This is a genomic window from Pseudomonas sp. DP-17, assembly GCF_022380625.1.
Lineage (GTDB): Bacteria > Pseudomonadota > Gammaproteobacteria > Pseudomonadales > Pseudomonadaceae > Pseudomonas > Pseudomonas nitroreducens_A.
Genome location: NZ_JAKSXG010000001.1, coordinates 736952 through 757461 on the forward strand (window position 1 = coordinate 736952; position 20510 = coordinate 757461).

Genomic DNA, 20510 nt, shown 5'->3' on the forward strand with positions numbered 1-20510 from the left:
CGCGTATAAAAAAACCCCCGCCGAGGCAGGGGTTCACACAAAGGAGTCAAACGGTAGAGCGGTCGTTCTTAGAACACGTACTGCAGACGAGTCACGACACCGTTGCCGTCGTCGTCGCCGTTGGCGTTGCGAATGCCGTCGGTGCTGACGTGAACGTAGTCCAGGGAAACTTTCACCGCTTCGTTGGCGTACCAGTTCACACCCACGGTGTTGGTGCTGGCCTTGGTGTCGCCGACGTCGCGGGTGGCGGTAGCCACGACCACGTTCGGGTCATCGACCTTGATGTGGTCGTAACGGTAGAAGACTTCCCAGGCACCGATTTCCTTGTTGGCCGGCTTGATGGTGTCGAACTTGGCGCCATCGAGCTTGTACACGCGGGATTCACCGGTGATGGTGTAGGCCAGTTGGCCGTAGTAGCCGTCAGCCTTGATGTCTTCGTAAGCGTCGGCATCAGCCTTCAGCTTGCGCTTGAGGTATTCGGCCTGGGCCGAGAACGGGCCGATGGCGTAGGCGAATTCTGCGCCCCAGGTGGAATCGTCCTTGTAGGAACCGGCCGGGCTCAGGGTGGCGCCGCCGAAGGTCGCGCGGTTGCCATTGTCGCCGGCGTCGTTACCGCCGTTGGTGGCGATGCCACGCATGCCCAGACGGGGACGGATGCGGGAGTCGAAGGCGGTGTCGTCCAGGTCACGGTAGGCGTAGTCCACGCCAACGTGCAGGACGTTGCCGTCGGTGTTCAGCGGAGCGAATACACCGCGGAAGTTGAACTGCTTGACGCTGTCGCCGTCGGTGTCATCGGCGTCCTTGGCGAATACGCCAGCGTCCAGGTAAGCCATGTTGGCGACGACGCCACCAACCTGGGCACCCATGCCGTCCTGGTGGGTGTTGATCCAGTCAGCCAGTTCGTACGCGGAGGTACGCTCGGTGGCAGTCACCCACTTGGAGCTGGTGGCTTTTTCCAGGCCGAAGTCCGGGTCGAAGCGGCCGAACTTCAGGGTAACCGGGCTGAAACCGGTGTAGCTGAAGGAAGCTTCGTCGAAGTAACCGTTGTCAGAGTTACCGGAGTTGTGGGACATGTCGTAGTTGATCTGGTATTTCCAGTCCTTGTAGACGACGCCGCCCAGCTCCAGGTACGCACGGCGGAAGTAGGCGCCGTCACCGTTGTTGCCGTTCTTGGTGTAGAAACCATCGAAGCGGCTGTAATCCGCTTGCAGACGGCCACCGAGCTTGAAGCTGAATTCTTTGTCGGTGGTGCCAACTTCAAGACCGCCCTTGGTCTTGATAACGATATCGGCGCCATCGGTGGTGACTGTGCCTGCGAAAGCCTGGGCGGAAACGGCCAGTGCCAGGGCAGTGGCGGCGTAACCGGCGAAGTGCTTACGGATCATCGAAGATTCCCCTTAATGGTATTTGCGTTGAACACGCCGAGTGCCTGGCTGCTGCGCGCCCCCCAAGGACTCGCACAGGCCGTTCTGGCGGCCCCCGTTTGTGTTGCTGGGAATCTTGGCGAGGGGTTATTTCAGATCAGTTGCTCGTAGATAAAACTTTTATTACAAAGGAACTTTTGATTTCTTTATGGCATAAAGGTCCTAAGCCGCTTCCCACTAGGCTTTCAGACACTTTCTGAAGTCCACTTTGCCGGTATGCTGACGCCCTCCCTGGAAGACCTTCCCGCTCAGGCTTCGCCATGCACGAACTGCAACCCCTGATCCAGCAGCACGGCCTCACCCTGCTGTTCTTCAACGTCCTGCTCGAGCAGTTGGGCCTGCCGATTCCGGCCTACCCTGCGCTGATCGTCGCCGGTGCCCTGGCGCTGCAAGGCAGCGGCGTGCCGCTGGGACAGGCTCTGGCGGTGGCCGTGTGCGCGTGCCTGATTGCCGACCTGATCTGGTTCTGCGCCGGGCGGCACTATGGGGGCTTCATGCTGCGCAGCGTGTGCAAGGTTTCGCTGTCGCCGGACAGCTGCATTCGCCAGAGCCAGAGTCTTTACCTGCGCATCGGCCCGCGTGCCTTGCTGATCTCGCGCTTCCTCCCCGGCGCCAGCGCGCTCACCACCACCATGGCCGGCATGACCGGCACGCCGCTGTCGCGCTTCCTCGCCTACGACTTCGCCGGCGCGGCGCTGTGGGCCGGCTCCGCGCTGATGCTCGGAAGCATCTTCAGCAGTGCGGTGGACCGCATCCTCGACTGGCTTACCGAGTACGCCAGCGTCGGCGGCGCGGCGTTGCTCGGCGCCTTCGCACTGTTCATCGCCTGGAAGCTCTGGCAGCGCTACAGCCTGCTCAAGCGCACCTCGCGGATTCCACGCATCAGCGTGGGCGAGCTACGAGCGCGCCTGGATGCTGGCGAGCCGCCACTGATCCTCGATGTGCGGGCACAGTTCGATGACGAGGCGATTCCCGGTTCCATCGCCTTCAGCCTGGACGGCGCGCTCGACGAACTGCGTGGCAGCCTGGAAGACAAGGACGTGGTGATCTACTGCGCCTGCCCCCACGAGCTTTCCGCGGCGATGCTGGCGGAGCGGTTGCAGGCCTTCGGACACCCGCGCACCTGGGCGCTGTCGGGCGGGCTGGATGCATGGCGGGCTCAAAGTCTGAGCTGAGGATTTTGCTGCAAGAGTGTGCTGCAGAGGCGATCGCGGCATGGCCCGCCCCTGAAGGATCGGCATCACTCGGGCGTATCCGGTAAGTGCTTGAGTAGGATGGCGTGGAGCGTAACAATACCCATCAATCCGAAGCACAGTCAGCATGGGTATCGCTGCGCTCCACCCATCCTACGACATGCTCATCCTGCGCTGACCGCTTAATTCTGTCGTTTTCAGCGGCGCGCGCTGTCCCGACGCAACTCAGCGAGATGGTCGGCCAGGCGTTCCGAATCGGGACTCGGCGACTCCGGCAGCAAGCGCAGGGTTGCCCGGGTCAGGCGCATCTGCCGCAGGTAACGCCGGCAATGGCGGCACAGCAGCAGGTGCCGGCGCAGCGCAAGCTTCTCGCGCCAGCCCAGCTGTTCGTCCAGCAGGTCGCTGGAGCGTGCCACCAGTTCCTTGCAGGTCAGCATTCCCCGGTCTCCTCGAAGTGTTCGACGCTGGCGAACACCTTCAGCCGCGCGCGATGCAGAAGCACCCTGACATTGGAGAGCGAAACCTCCAGCAGATTACAGATTTCCTCCAGCTCCAGCCCCTGACGTTCACGCAGCAGCAACACGCTGCGCTGCAGTTCGGAGAGGCTCAGCAGGGTGTTTTCCAGGCACTGGCGCAGTTCGTCCTCGGCCAGCAGGGCCTCGGGCGAATCCTCGTGCCAGGCCAGCGGCGCCGGGCTCCAGTGGCCGTCGGCGGCGAAGCGGGAATCATCGATGCTGCCGTGGGGCGCGGGCAGCTCGTCCAGCGAAACGTCGCGGCGAACCTTGCGCAGACGGGACTTGGCGGTATTGGCGGTGATGGTCAGCAGCCAGGTCTTGAGGCTTGAGCGGCCCTGGAAGCCGTCCAGGTTGCGCACGGCGGCGAGCCAGGCATCCTGCACCACTTCGTCGGCATGGGCGGCGCCGACGATGGCAATGGCCACGGCGCGCATCGCGCCCTGGTAGGTGGCTACCAGGGTGCGGAAGGCCTGCTGGTCACCGGCCAGCAGGCGTGACAACAGCTCGCTGTCGTCGGCGGACACGATCAGCGCTTGCGCAGGATCACGCTGCCGATGGAGTAACCGGCGCCGAAGGAGCTCAGCACGCCGATGGAGCCGGCGGGCAGGTCGTCCTGGTACTTGTGCAGGGCGATGACCGAGCCGGCGGAGCTGGTGTTGGCGTAGGTATCGAGGATTACCGGCGCTTCGTGGGCCTCGGCATCGCGGCCGAGCAGCTTGCGGGTAATCAGCAGGTTCATGTTCAGGTTGGCCTGGTGCAGCCAGAAGCGTTTCACGTCGCTGACCGGGATATCGTTCTGCGCCAGGTGCTCGCCGATCAGCTCGGCCACCATCGGGCAGACGTCCTTGAACACCTTGCGGCCTTCCTGCACGAACAGCTTGTCGCGGCTGCCGATGCCCTCCTCCGCCGCGCGGTTGAGGAAGCCGAAGTTGTTGCGGATGTTGTTGGAGAACTGGGTCAGCAGCTTGGTGCTCACCACATCGAACTGGTGTTCGCTGGTGGCCTGGTCGGCGCGCTCGATGACCACGGCGGTGGCGGCGTCACCAAAGATGAAGTGGCTGTCGCGGTCACGGAAGTTCAGGTGGCCGGTGCAGATTTCCGGGTTGACCATCAGGATCGCGCGGGCCTGGCCCAACTGCACACTGTTCACCGCGGCCTGGATGCCGAAGGTGGCCGAGGAGCAGGCGACGTTCATGTCGTAGCCGAAGCCCTGGATGCCAAGGGCGGCCTGCACTTCGATGGCCACCGCCGGGTAGGCGCGCTGCAGGTTGGAGCAGGCGACGATCACCCCGTCGATGTCTTCGGGAGTACGGCCGGCGCGCTGCAGGGCCTGTTTCGCGGCGGCGGTCGCCATCTCGCAGAGGATGCCCCAGTCCTCGTTGGAACGCTCCGGAATGCGCGGCGCCATGCGCTGCGGATCGAGGATGCCTTCCTTGTTCACCACGAAGCGACTCTTGATGCCGGAGGCCTTCTCGATGAAAGCGGAGCTGGATTCGGACAGCGCCTCGATCTCGCCCTTGGCGATGGCTTCGGCGTTCTGCTCATTGTGACTGCGGACGTAGCTGTTGAAGGATTCCACCAGTTCATCGTTGGAGATGCTGAACGGCGGGGTATACAGGCCGGTTCCGCTGATCACGACTTTATGCACGGTCAATCCTCTTCTCAATCTGCGCCGCCGGGCCGGGCGGCAAGGTTAGGCATCAAGGTGCCCGCCCATCGGCCGGCACTGGATAGTCGTCGCTCCGCGTCCTGGCGCGAAGGCTTCGGGATGGCGATCCCCGCAACAGGGCAGTGTGCCACTCCCACCGGCGGTGGGCACCTTTGCCCGCCCGGCGGTTTGCGGTTTCACCCAGGGTGCAACCGCTGATCGCTGATTATGCTGCAATTTTCGCCGAAAAGTCGCAGTGCGAGGGCGGCATTTACGCAAGATCATGGACATAAATCACGCCACGCCTGTGCTGGAGCAACGGATTGAAAATTTCCACCGACACCATAGACAGAGTGTTGGCGCGCCCAGGCGCGCTAGTCCTTATCCTTCAGTGCATTCCCGAATTTGCCAAGGAGACTTCAGGATGAGTGCAGAAAGCCGCCCGGAAATGGACGAACAGACCCTGGAATTCGCCAACCAGGTGATCGACCTTGCTCGCCAGGGGGATACTCCGCGTCTGAAGGAACTGTTGCAGCAGGGCCTGCCGGCCAATCTGCGCAACCACAAGGGTGACAGCCTGCTGATGTTGGCAAGCTACTACGGCCACCACGATACCGTGGGCGTACTGCTCGACCATGGCGCCGACCCGGATCTGCGCAACAACGCCGGGCAGACGCCCCTTGCCGGCGCCGCTTTCAAGGGCGATCTGGAGATGGTGCGACTGCTCCTCAGCCGTGGCGCCGAAGTAGAAGGCGCCTCCCCCGACGGCAAGACTGCGCTGATGATGGCCGCCATGTTCAATCGCCCGGACATCGTCCGCTGCCTGCTGGAGCATGGCGCCGACCGCGACGCCCGCGACGCCAGCGGCCTGACGGCAATGGCCGCGGCGAAGATGATGGGCGCCGCCGATACCCTGGCGCTGCTCGAAGCCGCCTGAATCAGTCGATGCGCACATGCTCGGCGAGAAAATCGAGCACCGCGCGCACCCGAGCGGGCAGGTGCCCCGGTTTGCCGAGGTAGAGGGCGTGCATCGGCTTGCGGTCGCCGGGGTTGAAGGCTTCCAGCACCGCGACCAGTCGCCCGGCGAGCAGGTCGTCGCGCACCTGGAATTCCGCCAGCCGCGCCAGCCCTAACCCCGCCAACGCCAGATGGCGCACGCTGTCGCCGTCGCTGGCCAATAGGTTGCCGCTGGGCTCCGGGTCGCCTGCCTGCGCGCCGAGGAATGGCCAATCCGGTTCGATGCGCCGGTAACTGAAGCCCAGGCAATTGTGTTCGGCCAACTCGCGCGGATGCTGCGGCGCTCCGCGGCACGCGATGTAAGCCGGCGCGGCGACGATGCGGTGTCCCGACTCGCCCAGTGAGCGCGCCACCAGTCGCGAGTCCCGCAACGGCCCGCTGCGGATGGCAACGTCGGCGCGCACCTCCAGCAGGTCCACCACCTCATCCGTCAGTTGCAGGTCGAGGTTCACGCCGGGGTAGCGCTCGAAGAACAGCGGCAGCGCGGGAATCAGGAACTGCCGCCCCACCGGCAGGTTGCAGCTGATCCGCACCCGCCCCTGCGGCTCGGCGCTGGCCGAGGCTTCGCGTTCGGCTTCATCGAGATCCGCGAGGATGCGCAGGCTGCGCTCATGGAAGGCGGCGCCCTCGGCCGTGAGCTGCTGGCGCCGCGTGGAGCGGTTGAACAGTCGCGCGCCGAGGCGATCCTCCAGGCGCGCCACCAGCTTGCTCACCGCCGAGGGGGTCATGCCGCACTGCTGCGCGGCGGCGGTAAAACCGCCGGTTTCCACCACGCGGATGAACACTTCCATTTCGCCGAAGCGGTTGACGTCGGGCCGGGCCATCTTGAATTCAATTCACAGGTTATTTGCTCTTAGGCAGTCTATATCAGCAATGCGCGGGGGGATAAGGTGGCGCCCATTCTTCGAACCCTTTCGGGAGAGCCACCGTGCCCATTGCCTTGTACGCCTTGACCGCCGGTGCCTTTGGCATCGGCGTTACCGAATTCGTGATCATGGGATTGCTGCTGGAGGTCGGCCAGGATTTCGGCGTGTCCATCTCCGCCGCCGGCTTGTTGATTTCCGGCTATGCGCTGGGGGTGGTGCTCGGCGCGCCGCTGCTCACCGCCCTCACCGCGCGCTGGCCGCAGCGCCGCACCCTGCTGGGACTGATGGTGATCTTCACCCTGGGCAATCTTGCCTGCGCCCTGGCGCCGGACTACGCCACGCTGATGGCGGCGCGGGTGCTGACTTCCTTTGCCCATGGCACTTTCTTCGGCGTCGGTTCGGTGGTCGCCACCAGCCTGGTGCCGCCCCAGCGTCGTGCCTCGGCCATCGCGCTGATGTTCACCGGCCTCACCGTCGCCACCATCCTCGGCGTTCCGCTGGGCACCTGGCTCGGCCAGTTGTATGGCTGGCGCGCGGCCTTCTGGGTGGTGACCGGCATCGGCCTGCTGGCCCTGGCGATCCTGGCTGGGTATTTACCGCGCAACAGTGCCCCGCCCATCGCCGGTAACCTGCGCGACGACTTCCGCGTGCTCAAGCGCCCCGCCGTGCTGCTCGGCCTGCTGACCACCGTGCTCGGCTTCGGCGGTGTGTTCACCGTATTCAGCTATGTGTCGCCGCTGCTGACCCGCCTGGCCGGCTTCTCCGAAAGCGCGGTGTCGCCGGTGCTGCTGGTGTTCGGCGGCGGCCTGGTGCTGGGCAACCTGCTGGGTGGAAAACTGGCGGACCGCCGGCTGGTGCCCGCGCTGCTCGGCAGTCTGGTGGCCCTGGCGGTGGTCATGGGCCTGATGAGCTTCGCGCTGCAGAACCAGGTCGCCGTGGTGGTCTTCATCGCCCTGCTCGGCGCCGCCGGTTTCGCCACTGTGCCGCCGCTGCAGATGTGGGTACTGGAGAAGGCTCACGGCGCCGGCCAGAGTGTCGCGGCGAGCTTCAACATCGCCGCGTTCAACCTGGGCAACGCGCTGGGCGCCTGGCTCGGCGGCCTGACCATCGACCACGGGCCGGGCCTGGCGGCATTGCCCTGGGTGGGCGCGTTGCTGCCGATCGCGGCCATCGCCACCGCGCTGCTGTGCCTGCGCCTGGAGCGTGAACCGGCCATGGCCGCGGCGACCGTCCAGCAGGCCCGGTGAACGATCGGCGAAACCCTACTGTCGAGGAAAGGGGCGCGCAAAGTCGCGCCCCTTTCTTTTATCCGCCGACGGAGGACTCGCCCACCCATGCTGGTTTCGCTTCAGGCACTACGGGCACTGGCCGCCTGGCTGGTGGTGTTCCATCACTTCATGCAGGTGTTCTTCGATTTCCGCGCCGACAGCCTCGGCGGCCGGCTTCTCTCCACCCGCGGCCAGGTCGGGGTGGACATCTTCTTCGTCCTGAGTGGCTTCGTGATCCACCTCTCCAGCGCCGGCCGGCCAATGTCGCCACTGACTTTCCTGGTCCAGCGCCTGGCCCGTGTGGCTCCGGCCTACTGGCTGTACACGGCGATCACCGCACTGATCATCCATGCCTTTGCCGACGTGATGCCGATCTACGGCGTCGGCGGCAGGTCGCTGCTGCTCTCGCTGCTGTTCATCCCCAGCGAAAACCCCGGCGGCTTCGGCCTGTACCCGGTGCTGCCGGTGGGCTGGACGCTGAACTTCGAGATGCTCTTCTACGGCCTGTTCGCCCTTTCCTTCCTGGTTGCCGAACGCTGGCGCCCATGGCTGGTGACCGCCCTGGTGCTGCTGGTGGCGCAGGTGCTGGCGCGCGAGCCGTGGCTGAGCAACTTCTACCGCAACCCGATCATCTTCGAGTTCCTCCTTGGCCTGGGCCTGGCGACGCTCTACCGGCGCGGCTGGCTGGGCTGGCCCCGGCCGCTGGCCCTGCTGATGGCCGTCGGAGCGGTCGCGACCATCGCGCTGTTCCCCGCCGACCATCCCTGGCGCCTGCTGACCTGGGGCCTGCCTGCCGCCGCGCTGCTGGCCGCGTGCGTGGCGCTGGAGCCGCTGTTCGAGCGCAGCCGGGTGCTGCACGCGCTGGGCGACTGGTCCTATTCGGTGTACCTGCTGCACGTCATCGTGCTCTGGCTGGCAGCCTACTGGCTGCACGAACGACTGGGCCTGACGCCGTATCAGACACTGGGCCTCAGCGTCCCGGCGATCCTGCTGTTGTCCTGGCTGAGCTACGAATGGGTGGAACGGAAGATGGCACGTCAGCTGCGCGCTGCCTATGCGCGCATCGCCGAGCCGCTGGCGGCGAAGCGCGCTCAGGCGGGGTCGCTGTAGACCAGGCGGTTACGCCCTTCAGCCTTGCCGCGATACAGACGGCGGTCGGTGCAGCGATAGAGTTCGTCGGCATCCAGGCCGTCCGCCGGCCATTCGGCGAGGCCGAAGGTGGCGGAAATCTCGATGCGCTCACCGTGGTACACCAGCGGCGCCTCGTCGATGTCCCGGCGCAGGGACTCCACCAGCGGCTTGGCGTCGAAGCGGTCGGTGAAGGGCAGCAGCAGGCCGAACTCCTCGCCCCCCAGCCGGCCGATCAGGTCAGTGGCGCGCAGACGGTAACGCAGGCGATTGCACAGGTGTTGCAGCGCCTTGTCGCCGGCATCGTGGCCCCACTGGTCGTTGATGTTCTTGAAGTGGTCGACGTCCAGCACCACCAGCACCAGCCGCGTCTCATAGCGCGCCGCCTCCTGGATGCAGCGCCGCAACGTGCGCTGGAAGCTCTCGCGACTGGCCACGCCGGTCAGCGCATCGGTCAGCGCCAGGCGCCGCAGCTGCTTGTAGGCGGCGGCGCGACGCTCCTCATAGACATGCATGAAAGCAATCACCAGTATGCCGCAGAAGATGCCGTTGCCGATGTCGATCAGCCCCGGGGCATCCAGGCGCAGGCGGTTGGCGTGCAGGTACATGAGCGTGGCGGCCAGCATGAACGGCACGGCGAGCAGGAAGCCGCGCCACTTGCCCAGCAGCAGGTAGGCCATCACCGGCATCAGGTAGACCCAGACGAAGGCCGTGGCTGATGCATTGGGCATGACGATGATGTAGAGGATGAAGCAGAAGGTCGGCAACAGGTAGGCAATGATCCAGGGCACCAGCCGGCGGACCCGCTTGAGCCGATGGGCCGCCCACAGCAGCAAGCCGCAGGTCACAAGCTCCGCGCCGGACAGCCACAGGTTGCCGGCGAGATACTGCAGGATCGAGAACACCCCCAGGGTCGCCCCGGTGCAGGCGAAGATCAGCCGCATCAACAGGCGATGGTCCGCCTCTTCCAGCCCGGTGGGTCCGGTGCTGGACTCGAACAGGTGGTCGGGATCGCTGTTGCGGTGCATCGGCCCTGCTCCTTGGCTCGACCGCCCGCGGGTCGGCCGAAATGGCGGCATCCGGGCGCTCCAGCCCGATTCACGTCCTCAGAAGACTACTCCAATTTCCCACAACGCGTAGCCAAGCCGACGGAAACCGGGCGGATGGGCTAGCCTAGGCTGCATTGTCCATGGAGGAAGTCTATGCGTTCGATCCTTGCCGTCCTGTCCCTGCTCGCGCTTTCCGGCTGTGCTTCGTACCAGACCGATGAAGTCCACCCCGTCCCCACCGACCGCCTGCTGGCCTACCAGCAACCGGGCAAGGACAGCGTCAAGGTCGACGTCACCCGCGACGTGGGCTACATCGGCGGCGGCTGCTACGTCGCCCTCACCATCGACCACCAGGTGGCCGCGCGCATCGGCAAGGGCGAGTCGGCCAGCTTCCATGTACCGGTGGGCAAGCACGTGGTCGGCATCATCGGCGACAAGGACGGCGAAGGCCTGTGCAGCAAGGCCATGCTGCGCCGTGAACTGCTGGTACCGCTGGAGCCGGGCGGCAACAACGCCTTCCGCATCGTCAGCGACAACCGCACCGGTTTCGACATCAAGCCGGCGGTCGAGTAACCGCCGTCCCGGGCGCGCCTCAGCCGTTCAGACGGGCAACCAGGCGCGCCTGCAACTTCTCCAGCTCCCCCGCATCGGCCTTGTTCGCCGCGTGGATACCCAAGCCCTCGCCGGCATAGCGCGGGACGATGTGCACGTGGATGTGGAACACCGTCTGACCGGCCGGCGCACCGTTGAACTGGGCAATCTGCACGCCATCGGGGTTGAGCTCTTCGACGATCACGCCGGTCAGGCGCTGCACCACGCGCATCACCTTGGCCAGCGCATCGGGGTCGACCTCGAGGATGTTGCGCGCCGGGGAATTCTTCGGAATCACCAGCGCATGGCCGTAGGACTGCGGGAACAGGTCGAGGAAGGCGAGCACGTCGTCGTCCTCGTACAGCTTGTAGCAGGGAGCCTCGCCACGAATGATCTGGGCGAAGATGTTCTGCGGATCGTAGGTGCCTTGCAGGCTCATGCTGGGTTCCTTGTCTATTGACCGCATCGGGGCCGGTTGATTGTCTATGGGCCCGCACCATACCGGTTTGTCGCGCACGGGTCATGACCGGTGGCGCGCAGAGGTCTATCCTGAGGACCGACTCAAGATCCCGCTCACCTGACCGGAGTATGCATGTCAGACCTTTCCGCGTTCCCCATCACCCGCAAATGGCCCGCCGAACACCCCGACCGCCTGCAGCTGTACTCGCTGCCCACGCCCAACGGCGTGAAGGTGTCGATCATGCTGGAAGAGCTCGGCCTGCCCTACGAGCCGCACCTGGTCAGCTTCGAGCGCAACGACCAGATGTCCCCGGAGTTCCTCTCGCTGAACCCGAACAACAAGATCCCGGCGATCCTCGATCCCAACGGTCCGGACGGCAAGCCACTGGCGCTGTTCGAGTCCGGTGCGATCCTGGTCTATCTCGCCGACAAGACCGACTCGCTGATCGCCCCCGGCGCCAGCGGCCGCTATGAAACACTGCAGTGGCTGATGTTCCAGATGGGCGGGATTGGCCCGATGTTCGGCCAGATCGGCTTCTTCAACAAATTCGCCGGCAAGGACTACGAGGACAAGCGTCCGCTACAGCGCTACGTGGACGAAGCCAGGCGCCTGCTGGCCGTGCTCGACCGCCACCTCGAAGGCCGTGACTGGATCATGGGCGAGCGCTACACCATCGCCGACATCGCCTCCTTCCCGTGGATCCGCAACCTGATCGGTTTCTACGAGGCCGGAGAACTGGTGGGCTTCGACAACTTCCAGAACGTCAAGCGCGTGCTGGAGCGCTTCCTCGCGCGGCCGGCGGTGCAGCGGGGGCTGAATATCCCGAAGCGCGATTGAGGATTCACCCCCTGCAGGAGCGAGCCTGCTCGCGAAGGGATGTTTGCCGGGGGCTTCGCCTATTGGATCGCCTGCGTTCCCTCTCCCTTCAGGGAGAGGGGTGCCTCCTCAAGACAGCTCCGGAGCCAGCCTGGCACCACGGTTCGCGAGCAAGCTCGCTCCTACGAAGGGCAACAGCAGTCAGGCCTCGACCTGGCTCCACTGCTTGGACAGACGCTTGTCCGACACCGGCAACTTGGTCCCCAGTTGCTGGGCAAACAGCGAGACGCGGTACTCCTCCAGCATCCAGCGGTACATCATCAGTTCCGGGTCGCGCTTGCCTTCCTGGGCATGCTTGGCCAGGCGCGCCGAGTACTGTTCCCAGTAGCCGGCCATCTCGCCGCTCCACACGCGATCGCGCTGGACCTGGCCTGCGACCTTGTCCAGGCGCTGCTCGACTGCCTTCAGGTAGCGCGGGTATTCCTTGAGCCATTCCAGCGGCGTGTCGCGCACGAAGCCGGGGTAGACCAGCTTGGCCAGCTGCCCCTTCACGTCGTTGAGCGGCACCGTCATGGCGAGGTCGATCTTGCCCTTGAAGCGCTTCTGCAGGCCATGCCAGAGCTTGAGGATCTCCAGGGTCAGGCGGGCGATGCGTTCGGCGTGCTCGGTCCAGGCGCCGCGCTTCTTCTCGGCCAGTGATGCGAGCCCGGCGCCATCGCGCGGCAGGCCTTTCTCGCCGTCGAGAATGGCGCTGTCCAGGCTGGCCAGCAGAATGTCCTCCACCAACGACTCGACCCGGCCCAGCTCGCGGTAGAGCAGGCCCATGTCCGTCTGCCCGGGCAGCTTGCTGCGCAGGAACTTGGCCGGCTCGGCCAGCTGTTGCAGCAGCAGTCGCTGCAGGGCGCGGCGGTGCTGGTAGTCGGCCTCGGCCTGGGTCGGGAAGCGGTTCTCCTTCACCACGCCGGCCTCTTCCACCAGCGCCGGGTAGACCGTCATCGACAGCCCGGCGACCTTCTGCTGGACCTTTTCCGCCACCTCGCCAAAGCCCTTGGCTTCCACCGCTTTTTGCGGCTTGTCCGCCTGCGGGATCGCCAGCGCGGCCTGGCTGGCCTCGGCGAAACGCGCGGTGAGTTCGGCCAGGTCGCGGCCTTCGCCGAGGAACTTGCCCCGGGCGTCGACCACCTCGATATTCATCCGCAGGTGGCTTTCCACCTGGGTCTCGGCTTCCGCCCAGGCCTCTTCCGGCACGCGGCTGCCGGTCATGCGCTGCAGCTCGCGGCCGAGGGATTCGGACAACGCGCCCTCGGCGAAGACCATCTTGCCCAACGCGGCACGGACGAAGTCCGGCACCGGCACGAAATTCTTGCGGATCGCCTTGGGCAGGCTGCGCACCAGCTCGATGCACTTGGCTTCCAACAGGCCCGGTACCAGCCATTCCAGGCGTTCGGCGGGCAGCTGCGGCAGTAGCGGCGCCGGGACGCGCACGGTCACGCCGTCACGCACGTGGCCCGGCTCGAAGTGATAGGTGAGCGGCAGCTGCAGGTCGCCCAGGCGCAGGCGGTCCGGATAGAGGCCAGCGGTGACTTCGCTGGCGTCGCGGGCGAGGACATCTTCCTCGCGCATGATCAGCAGGTCCGGTTTCGCCTTGTGCTCGCGCTCGTACCACTTCTCGAAGCTGGCGGACTGGTAGATGTCCGCCGGCAGGCGTTCGTCGTAGTAGGCGAACAGGGTTTCCTCGTCGGCGAGGATGTCGCGCCGACGCGCCTTGGCTTCCAGCTCGTCGAGCTTCTCCAGCAACTGGCGATTGGCCGACAGGCACTTGGCGCGGCTGTTGATCTCGCCGCGCACCAGCGCCTCGCGGATGAACATCTCGCGGGACACCGGCGCATCGATGGGGCCGTAGTTAACCGGGCGGCGACCGATGATGATCAGGCCGTAGAGGGTGACCTGTTCATAGGCCACCACCTGGCCACGGCGTTTTTCCCAGTGCGGCTCCAGGTAATTCTTCTTCACCAGGTGTCCGGCCAACGGTTCCAGCCAGTCCGGCTCGATCTTCGCGACCATGCGGGCGAACAACTTGGTGGTCTCCACCAGCTCGGCGGCCATGATCCACTGCGGCTTCTTGCGACCGATCACGCTGGAGGGGTGAATCCAGAAGCGCCGTTGGCGCGCGCCGAGGTAGTCGCCCTCCTCTGCTTTCTGCCCGATCTGGCTGAGCAGGCCGGAGAGGATCGCCTTGTGCACGGCGGCGTAGTCGATGTCGCGGGCCTTCGGTTCATCCGCCTTGGCGACCGGTTGGCGGCCACGATTGTCGTGCGGCTTGGCCTGCTCGCGGGCGGGCTCGTTCTTGCGCTGGGTACCCTCAGGCTTGGCGCCGAAGGGCAACTGCAATTCCTTGCAGATCAGCGTCAGCTGGCGGTGCGCGTCGCGCCACTCGCGCAGGCGCAGGTAATTCAGGAAATTCTTCCGGCACCAGGTGCGCAGCGGGTTGGAGCCCAGCGCCTGGCGCTGCTCCTCGAAGCCGCGCCAGAGATTGATCAGCGCGGCGAAGTCCGAGTCCGGGTCCTTCCACTGTGCGTGAGCCTGGTCGGCGGCCTGCTGGCGATCCATCGGCCGCTCGCGCGGGTCCTGCACGGACAGCGCGCTGGCCACCGTGAGCACTTCCGGCAGGCTGCCCAATTGCGCCGCCTCCAGCAGCATGCGGCCCAGGCGCGGGTCGATGGGCAGGCGCGCGAGCTGGCGCCCCAGCGGCGTCAGCTGGCCTTCGCGGTTCACTGCCGAAAGTTCCTGCAGCAGGGTGAAGCCGTCGTTGATCGCCTTGCCGTCCGGCGGCTCGATGAAGGGGAAGGCCTCGATGTCGCCCAGGCGCAGATGCAGCATCTGCAGGATCACCGCCGCCAGGTTGGTGCGCAGGATCTCCGGATCGGTGAAGGCCGGGCGGCCGTTGAAATCTTCCTCGCTGTACAGGCGCACGCAGATGCCCGGCTCGACCCGGCCGCAACGGCCCTTGCGCTGGTTCGCGCTGGCTTGCGAGACGGCCTCGATGGGCAGGCGCTGGACCTTGGCGCGGTAGCTGTAGCGGCTGATGCGTGCGGTGCCGCTGTCGATCACGTAGCGGATGCCCGGCACGGTCAGCGAGGTCTCGGCGACGTTGGTGGCGAGCACGATCTTGCGCCCTGGCATGGGCGCGAAGATCTTCTGCTGCTCGGCCGGCGTCAGGCGCGCATACAGCGGCAACACTTCGGTGTGGCGCAGGTTGGCCTTGCGCAGCATGTCGGCGGCATCGCGGATTTCGCGCTCGCCGGGGAGGAATACCAGCACGTCGCCGGGGCGCTTGCCGATCTCGCGCTCATGGGCGGCGATCTCGTCCAGCGCACGGAGGATGCCCTGGTCCACGGAGAGGTCGTCGAACAGCGCTTCGCCGTCCTCGTCCACTTCCGCCGCCAGCGGGCGGTACCAGGTTTCCACCGGATAGGTGCGGCCGGAAACTTCGACGATGGGCGCATCGCCGAAATGTTTCGAAAACCGCTCCAGGTCGATGGTGGCCGAGGTGATGATCAGCTTGAGATCGGGCCGGCGCGGCAGCAGCGTCTTGAGGAAGCCGAGCAGGAAGTCGATGTTCAGGCTGCGTTCGTGGGCTTCGTCGACGATGATCGTGTCGTAGCGTTCCAGGTAACGGTCGTGCTGGGTTTCGGCCAGCAGGATGCCGTCGGTCATCAGCTTGATCAGCGTGCTTTCGTCGCTCTGGTCCTCGAAGCGCACCTGGTAGCCGACCAGCGAACCCAGCGGTGTTCCGATTTCCTCGGCGACGCGGGTGGCCACGCTACGCGCAGCCAGCCGGCGCGGCTGGGTGTGGCCAATCATGCCGTGAGTGCCGCGCCCCAGCTCCAGGCAGATCTTCGGCAGCTGGGTGGTCTTGCCCGAGCCGGTCTCGCCGGCGATCACCACCACCTGGCTCTTTTCCAGCGCGGCCTTGATCTCGTCGCGCTTGGCGGCAATCGGCAGGCTGTCGTCGTAGCGGATCTTCGGAATGCTCGCGCGGCGCGCCTCGACCTTGGCGCAGGAGGCCTGGAAGCGCTCTGCCCACTGGGCGAGCCTGGCTTCGTCGGGGTGTTTGCGCAGTTCGTGTAGCTGCCGGCGCAGGCGATGGCGGTCGCGGATCATCGCGTGGTCCATGCGCTGCAGGAGCTGTTCGGGGGTCGGCGTACTGTCTGTGGTCATCGGCTTCGCGGGCATCAGGCGGGAGCGGCGCGAGCAGGTGCGGAGCCGGCCCCTGGAATGGGCTGTCATGGCGACAATCCGGGAATTGTCGCAAAAGACCGGCATGGGCCGCCATGCCGATTGCCTGGCGACCCGGATTGGCGGGGCATTGCGCCCCGCCGGATCAGATGCGGAACTGGCCGACCAGCTGGCGCAGGCGCTCGCCCAGCCCATTGAGTTCGGTCGCGGTACGCGCGCCCTTGGCCGCATCGTCGGCCACGCTGTCCACGCCACCGGCGATCTGGTGCACGCTGCGGTTGATCTCCTCGGCCACGGCGGTCTGCTCCTCGGCGGCACTGGCGATCTGCGCGTTCATCGAGTTGATGGTGCCGATCAGCTGGGCGATGGCATCCAGCGACTGACCGGCCTGGTTGGCCTGGCCGCGAGTGCGTTCGGCCATGTCGCTGGCGCGCTGCATGGCGCTCACCGAGCCTTCCGTGGTGCCGCGCAGGCGGTCGATCATCTGCTGGATTTCCCCGGTGCTCTGCTGGGTGCGGCTGGCCAGGGCACGGACTTCGTCGGCGACCACGGCGAAGCCACGCCCGGCCTCGCCGGCGCGTGCGGCCTCGATGGCGGCATTGAGCGCCAGCAGGTTGGTCTGTTCGGCGATGGAACGGATCACTTCCAGCACGCCGACGATGCCCTGCACGTCCTGGCGCAGGGTGTCGAGGGAGTCGCTGCTGCTGCGTACCTCACCCACCAGATCATTGATCTGCGAGACGCACAGGTCCACCTCGCGCTTGGCCGCCTGGCCCTCACGGTCGGTCTGTTGCGCGGCATCGGCAGCCTGTTGCGCGCTGCGCGCCACTTCCTGGGCGGCCGCGGTCATTTCGTTGATGGCAGTGGCGACCTGGTCGGTCTCGTGGCGCTGCCCATCCATTGCACGCTCGGAGCGCTGCGCCTGCTGGGCGACGTCGCCCACCAGCCCGGACAACTGGTTCGTGGTGCCGGCCACCTGCTGCACCAGCACGTGGATCTTCTCGACGAAGCGATTGAAGGAGCCGGCCAGTTCGCCCAGTTCGTCGTGGCGGCCGAGGTTCAGGCGGTGGGTCAGGTTGCCGTCGCCGGCGGCCATGTCGTCGAGGTTATCGCGCACCTGCACGATGGGCTGGACGATGGTGCGGCTGAACAGCCCGGCAAGCAGGCCGATCACGACCAGCAGCGCCAGCGCCGCGCCGCCCATGAGCAGCAGCAGATTGTCGATCTTGGCGTCGAAGGCCGCTCCGGCTTCCTTCACTTCTCGCTCGACGTCGTCGAGGTTCAGCGAGGTGCCGAACACCAGGTTCCACTTGGGCAGGAAGTGGGCGTAGCCGATCTTCGGCACGATGGCGTTGCCACCGGGCAGGGTGAAGCTGTAGCGCACGTAGTGCTGGCCGCTCTGCCCCGCCGCTACCAGCTCGCGGATGGCATAGACGCCATTGGGGTCGCGATACCCGCTGAAGTCCTCGCCCAGGCGCTCGTCGCTGGTGCCCTGGAAGACACGCACGGAGCGGGTGTCGTAGCCCCAGAAATAGCCGCCCTTGCCGTATTCGAGGCGTTTGAGGATAGCGATACCCTGCTCGCGCGCCTGGGCATCGCCCTGGGTGGCTGCCTGGTAGACCGGGCCGACGGCTGCCAGCGCGACGTCGACAAAGTTCTTCAGCTGGGCTTCGCGGTCCTGGGTGAGGTTCTCGCGGATCTGCGCTTCCTGCTGGGTCGCCAACTGTTTCAATGCAACAGTGGAAATGGCGCACAGCAGCAGGGTAAGGATCAGGATCGGAACGATGGCCAGGAGCAGGACCTTGGCGCGCAAACGGAGGGCAGTGTTCAAGGCGTTCACCTCAAGCGGATAAGGGACATGGCTTCCTTGCCCCATCAAAAAACCCGCCTTGCGGCGGGTTTCCTGTATATCGGCTTAAGCCCTGATCTTCTTGAGCTCTTCGTCGCGCAATTCGCGGCGCAGGATCTTGCCGACGTTGGTGGTCGGCAGGCTGTCGCGGAATTCCACGGACTTGGGACGCTTGTAGCCGGTGAGGTTGTCGTGCATGTGCTGCATGACCTGCTCCTTGGTCAGGGTGACGCCCGGCTTGGACACCACGAAGACCTTGATCGCCTCGCCGGACTTCTCGTCCGGGATGCCGATGGCGGCGCACTGCAGCACGCCCGGCAGGGTGGCGAGCACGTCTTCCAGCTCGTTGGGGTACACGTTGAAGCCCGACACCAGGATCATGTCCTTCTTGCGGTCGACGATACGCATGTAGCCGTCTTCCTGGATGATCGCGATGTCGCCGGTACGCAGCCAGCCATCCTTGTCGAGGATCTCGTCGGTGGCTTCCTGGCGCTGCCAGTAGCCCTTCATCACCTGCGGGCCCTTGACGCACAGCTCGCCCCGTTCGCCCAGCGGCAGGTCCTGGCCGTCATCGCTGATGACCTTGCACTGGGTCGACGGAACCGGAATGCCGATGGTGCCGATCTGGATGTTCTGGAACGGGTTCACCGAGACCACCGGGCTGGTTTCGGTCATGCCGTAGCCTTCGCAGATGGCGCAGCCGGTGACGTCCTTCCAGCGCTCGGCAGCGGCCTGTTGCAGGGCCATGCCGCCGGAGAGGGTCAGCTTCAGCGCGGAGAAGTCCAGCTTGCGGAAGCCTTCGTTGTTGCACAGGCCGACGAAGAGGGTGTTCAGGCCGACGAAGCCGGTGAACTTCCACTGCGACAGTTCCTTGACCATGCTGGCCAGGTCGCGCGGGTTGGTCACCAGGATATTGTGGTTGCCGGTGAGCATCATCGCCATGCAATGGAAGGTGAAGGCATAGATGTGGTACAGCGGCAGCGGGGTGATGAGGATTTCGCAACCTTCGTTGAGGTTGGCGCCCATCAGTGCCTTGCACTGCAGCATGTTGGCGACCAGGTTGCGGTGGGTCAGCATCGCGCCCTTGGCCACGCCGGTGGTGCCGCCGGTGTACTGCAGCACGGCAACGTCGTCGTTGTGCGGCGAGACTTCCTGCACCGCCTTGCCACGGCCCTTGGCCAGGACGTCGGTGAGTTTCTGCGCGTTGGGAATGTTGTAGGCCGGAACCATCTTCTTGATGTTCTTGACCACGAAATTGACAATGAAGCGCTTGAGCGGCGGCAGCATGTCACCCACTTCGGTGACGATGACGTTGCGGATGCCGGTCTTGGGCAGCACTTCCTCGGCCAGGTGCGCCATGTTCGCCAGGCACACCAGCGCCTTGGCGCCGGAGTCGTTGAACTGGTGCTCCATCTCCCGCGCGGTGTACAGCGGGTTGGTGTTGACCACGATGAGGCCCGCGCGCATGGCGCCGAAGACCACGACCGGGTACTGGAGCACGTTGGGCAGTTGCACGGCGATGCGATCGCCGGGCTTGAGATCGGTGTTCTGTTGCAGGTAGGCGGCGAAGTCCCCGGAGAGTTTGTACATCTCGCCGTAGGTCAGGGTCTTGCCCAGGTTGCTGAAGGCAGGCTTGTCTGCAAAACGTTGGCAGGATTCTTTGAGTACCGCGAGGATGTTCGGGTACTGGTCAGCGTTGATCTCGGCAGCGATCCCCACTGGGTATTTGTCCTTCCAGAAATTGTCGGTCATGGAAGCCCACTCCTAAGCAACAGCTCATCTTTACCGCGTTCGCGGTTCTTTGTTGTGTTTATGTCGCTTTCCCCAGGCTCGGGGAGCGAAAAGCGGGCCGAGATTATCAGCTTTGAGAAACAGCGACCAGCACCAAACACAGGCTTGTCCGTAAGAAAAATGACCAGAGACAGGCTTTCCGGTCACCAACACTCCACTCGTCGGAAAAGCCCGTCCCAGAAGGCTCGCAGCCTTGTTGGATTGTCCGACAAAGTGGATTTCTGAGAAATGAAACCGGCAAAAAGACTGGGAAATGGGCGTCAGGCCAGTCCCCGTGGCGGGGTAGATCATCAGAGTTCGATACGGCGATTTCGTCCTTCTCCACCCGGCGCCTTCAATGATCTACCTCAACACTCTCCGGAACGGTATCTCGCAAAGTGCTCCTGCACTCTCCTGGAGAACCCTCATGTTTCCCGAATACCGCGAAAAGATTACCCGTCTGAAAGCCGAAGATCCGCATTTCGCCAAGCTCTTCCATAGCCACAACGATCTCGACCAGGAGATCAAGAACATGGAAGCCGGCATCACCCCCGCCTCCCACGACACCATCGAGGCGCTGAAGAAGCAGAAGCTGCAGCTCAAGGACGATCTCTACGAAATCCTGCGCAAGAAGGAAGGCTGCTGCGGCGGCTGTGGTGGTTGATCGGCCCGGGCCG

General features: G+C 65.1%; 17 protein-coding genes. 7 read left to right on the plus strand and 10 right to left on the minus strand.

Annotated elements, in window-relative coordinates:
- Window positions 1-68: 68 nt before the first annotated feature.
- Window positions 69-1385: an OprO/OprP family phosphate-selective porin gene (locus tag MJ122_RS03515; protein ID WP_239742328.1), complete on the minus strand. Its 1317-nt coding sequence runs from the start codon at window positions 1383-1385 to the stop codon at window positions 69-71.
- Window positions 1386-1684: 299 nt separating this feature from the next.
- On the opposite strand from MJ122_RS03515, the gene MJ122_RS03520 reads away from it, so the two are divergent.
- On the plus strand, window positions 1685-2599 hold the full coding sequence (locus MJ122_RS03520) for a DedA family protein/thiosulfate sulfurtransferase GlpE (RefSeq protein ID WP_088419767.1): 915 nt from the start codon (window positions 1685-1687) through the stop codon (window positions 2597-2599).
- A gap of 215 nt (window positions 2600-2814) precedes the next feature.
- On the opposite strand, the gene MJ122_RS03525 is transcribed toward MJ122_RS03520, so the two are convergent.
- Genes MJ122_RS03525 through MJ122_RS03535 form a run of 3 tightly spaced genes read right to left on the minus strand, consistent with a single transcriptional unit; the run spans window position 2815 to window position 4780 of the window.
- Complete coding sequence (locus MJ122_RS03525) at window positions 2815-3054, minus strand: zf-HC2 domain-containing protein (RefSeq protein ID WP_088419765.1); 240 nt, start codon at window positions 3052-3054, stop codon at window positions 2815-2817.
- Complete coding sequence (locus MJ122_RS03530; protein ID WP_239742818.1) at window positions 3048-3659, minus strand: RNA polymerase sigma factor; 612 nt, start codon at window positions 3657-3659, stop codon at window positions 3048-3050. The genes MJ122_RS03525 and MJ122_RS03530 overlap by 7 nt, the downstream gene beginning before the upstream one ends.
- Window positions 3659-4780 carry a beta-ketoacyl-ACP synthase III gene (locus MJ122_RS03535; protein WP_088419829.1) on the minus strand — a complete coding sequence of 374 codons (1122 nt, stop codon included), beginning with the start codon at window positions 4778-4780 and terminating at the stop codon, window positions 3659-3661. The genes MJ122_RS03530 and MJ122_RS03535 overlap by 1 nt, the downstream gene beginning before the upstream one ends.
- Window positions 4781-5204: 424 nt before the next feature.
- Between MJ122_RS03535 and MJ122_RS03540 the strand changes: the two genes are divergently transcribed.
- The gene (locus MJ122_RS03540; RefSeq protein WP_239742330.1) at window positions 5205-5717 is read left to right on the plus strand and encodes an ankyrin repeat domain-containing protein; all 513 of its coding nucleotides are present in this window, start codon (window positions 5205-5207) and stop codon (window positions 5715-5717) included.
- 1 nt (window position 5718) lies between these two features.
- Here MJ122_RS03540 and MJ122_RS03545 read toward each other — a convergent pair whose 3' ends face one another.
- Complete coding sequence (locus MJ122_RS03545) at window positions 5719-6621, minus strand: LysR family transcriptional regulator (RefSeq protein WP_239742332.1); 903 nt, start codon at window positions 6619-6621, stop codon at window positions 5719-5721.
- Window positions 6622-6725: 104 nt separating this feature from the next.
- Between MJ122_RS03545 and MJ122_RS03550 the strand changes: the two genes are divergently transcribed.
- Window positions 6726-7910, plus strand: coding sequence for an MFS transporter (locus tag MJ122_RS03550; RefSeq protein ID WP_239742334.1), 1185 nt, complete (start codon window positions 6726-6728; stop codon window positions 7908-7910).
- 87 nt (window positions 7911-7997) lie between these two features.
- The gene (locus MJ122_RS03555) at window positions 7998-9041 is read left to right on the plus strand and encodes an acyltransferase (RefSeq protein ID WP_239742336.1); all 1044 of its coding nucleotides are present in this window, start codon (window positions 7998-8000) and stop codon (window positions 9039-9041) included.
- On the opposite strand, the gene MJ122_RS03560 is transcribed toward MJ122_RS03555, so the two are convergent.
- Window positions 9023-10087: a GGDEF domain-containing protein gene (locus tag MJ122_RS03560; protein ID WP_239742338.1), complete on the minus strand. Its 1065-nt coding sequence runs from the start codon at window positions 10085-10087 to the stop codon at window positions 9023-9025. The two genes, MJ122_RS03555 and MJ122_RS03560, sit on opposite strands and share 19 nt — an antisense overlap.
- Before the next feature lie 174 nt (window positions 10088-10261).
- On the opposite strand from MJ122_RS03560, the gene MJ122_RS03565 reads away from it, so the two are divergent.
- A complete protein-coding gene (locus MJ122_RS03565) occupies window positions 10262-10681 on the plus strand; it encodes a hypothetical protein (RefSeq protein WP_017522191.1) in 420 nt (139 codons plus the stop codon).
- Between the two features lie 19 nt (window positions 10682-10700).
- Here the strand turns inward: MJ122_RS03565 and MJ122_RS03570 are convergent, their stop codons facing one another.
- The gene (locus MJ122_RS03570; protein WP_017522192.1) at window positions 10701-11138 is read right to left on the minus strand and encodes an HIT family protein; all 438 of its coding nucleotides are present in this window, start codon (window positions 11136-11138) and stop codon (window positions 10701-10703) included.
- A gap of 153 nt (window positions 11139-11291) precedes the next feature.
- Between MJ122_RS03570 and MJ122_RS03575 the strand changes: the two genes are divergently transcribed.
- Window positions 11292-11996 (plus strand): glutathione binding-like protein, encoded by a 705-nt coding sequence (locus MJ122_RS03575; protein ID WP_239742340.1) that lies wholly within the window; start codon window positions 11292-11294, stop codon window positions 11994-11996.
- Window positions 11997-12176: 180 nt separating this feature from the next.
- Here MJ122_RS03575 and hrpA read toward each other — a convergent pair whose 3' ends face one another.
- The 3 genes from hrpA to fadD1 form a co-directional block, all read right to left on the minus strand.
- The gene (hrpA, locus tag MJ122_RS03580; protein ID WP_239742343.1) at window positions 12177-16196 is read right to left on the minus strand and encodes an ATP-dependent RNA helicase HrpA; all 4020 of its coding nucleotides are present in this window, start codon (window positions 16194-16196) and stop codon (window positions 12177-12179) included.
- Window positions 16197-16359: 163 nt separating this feature from the next.
- Window positions 16360-18045, minus strand: a complete 1686-nt coding sequence (locus MJ122_RS03585; protein ID WP_088419825.1) for a methyl-accepting chemotaxis protein — start codon at window positions 18043-18045, stop codon at window positions 16360-16362.
- A gap of 84 nt (window positions 18046-18129) precedes the next feature.
- Window positions 18130-19815 (minus strand): long-chain-fatty-acid--CoA ligase FadD1, encoded by a 1686-nt coding sequence (fadD1, locus tag MJ122_RS03590; protein ID WP_239742345.1) that lies wholly within the window; start codon window positions 19813-19815, stop codon window positions 18130-18132.
- Window positions 19816-20260: 445 nt separating this feature from the next.
- Here fadD1 and MJ122_RS03595 point away from each other — a divergent pair, with 445 nt between their 5' ends.
- A complete protein-coding gene (locus MJ122_RS03595; protein ID WP_017522197.1) occupies window positions 20261-20497 on the plus strand; it encodes a YdcH family protein in 237 nt (78 codons plus the stop codon).
- The last annotated feature ends 13 nt before the right edge of the window (window positions 20498-20510 follow it).

Excerpts from the sequence above, each read along its gene's own strand:
- MJ122_RS03515 (WP_239742328.1), bottom strand. The coding sequence starts at position 1,385 with ATGATCCGTAAGCACTTCGCCGGTTACGCCGCCACTGCCCTGGCACTG.
- MJ122_RS03520 (WP_088419767.1), top strand. The coding sequence starts at position 1,685 with ATGCACGAACTGCAACCCCTGATCCAGCAGCACGGCCTCACCCTGCTG.
- MJ122_RS03525 (WP_088419765.1), bottom strand. The coding sequence starts at position 3,054 with ATGCTGACCTGCAAGGAACTGGTGGCACGCTCCAGCGACCTGCTGGAC.
- MJ122_RS03540 (WP_239742330.1), top strand. The coding sequence starts at position 5,205 with ATGAGTGCAGAAAGCCGCCCGGAAATGGACGAACAGACCCTGGAATTC.
- MJ122_RS03545 (WP_239742332.1), bottom strand. The coding sequence starts at position 6,621 with ATGGCCCGGCCCGACGTCAACCGCTTCGGCGAAATGGAAGTGTTCATC.
- MJ122_RS03555 (WP_239742336.1), top strand. The coding sequence starts at position 7,998 with ATGCTGGTTTCGCTTCAGGCACTACGGGCACTGGCCGCCTGGCTGGTG.
- MJ122_RS03560 (WP_239742338.1), bottom strand. The coding sequence starts at position 10,087 with ATGCACCGCAACAGCGATCCCGACCACCTGTTCGAGTCCAGCACCGGA.
- MJ122_RS03565 (WP_017522191.1), top strand. The coding sequence starts at position 10,262 with ATGCGTTCGATCCTTGCCGTCCTGTCCCTGCTCGCGCTTTCCGGCTGT.
- MJ122_RS03570 (WP_017522192.1), bottom strand. The coding sequence starts at position 11,138 with ATGAGCCTGCAAGGCACCTACGATCCGCAGAACATCTTCGCCCAGATC.
- MJ122_RS03575 (WP_239742340.1), top strand. The coding sequence starts at position 11,292 with ATGTCAGACCTTTCCGCGTTCCCCATCACCCGCAAATGGCCCGCCGAA.
- hrpA (WP_239742343.1), bottom strand. The coding sequence starts at position 16,196 with ATGACCACAGACAGTACGCCGACCCCCGAACAGCTCCTGCAGCGCATG.
- fadD1 (WP_239742345.1), bottom strand. The coding sequence starts at position 19,815 with ATGACCGACAATTTCTGGAAGGACAAATACCCAGTGGGGATCGCTGCC.
- MJ122_RS03595 (WP_017522197.1), top strand. The coding sequence starts at position 20,261 with ATGTTTCCCGAATACCGCGAAAAGATTACCCGTCTGAAAGCCGAAGAT.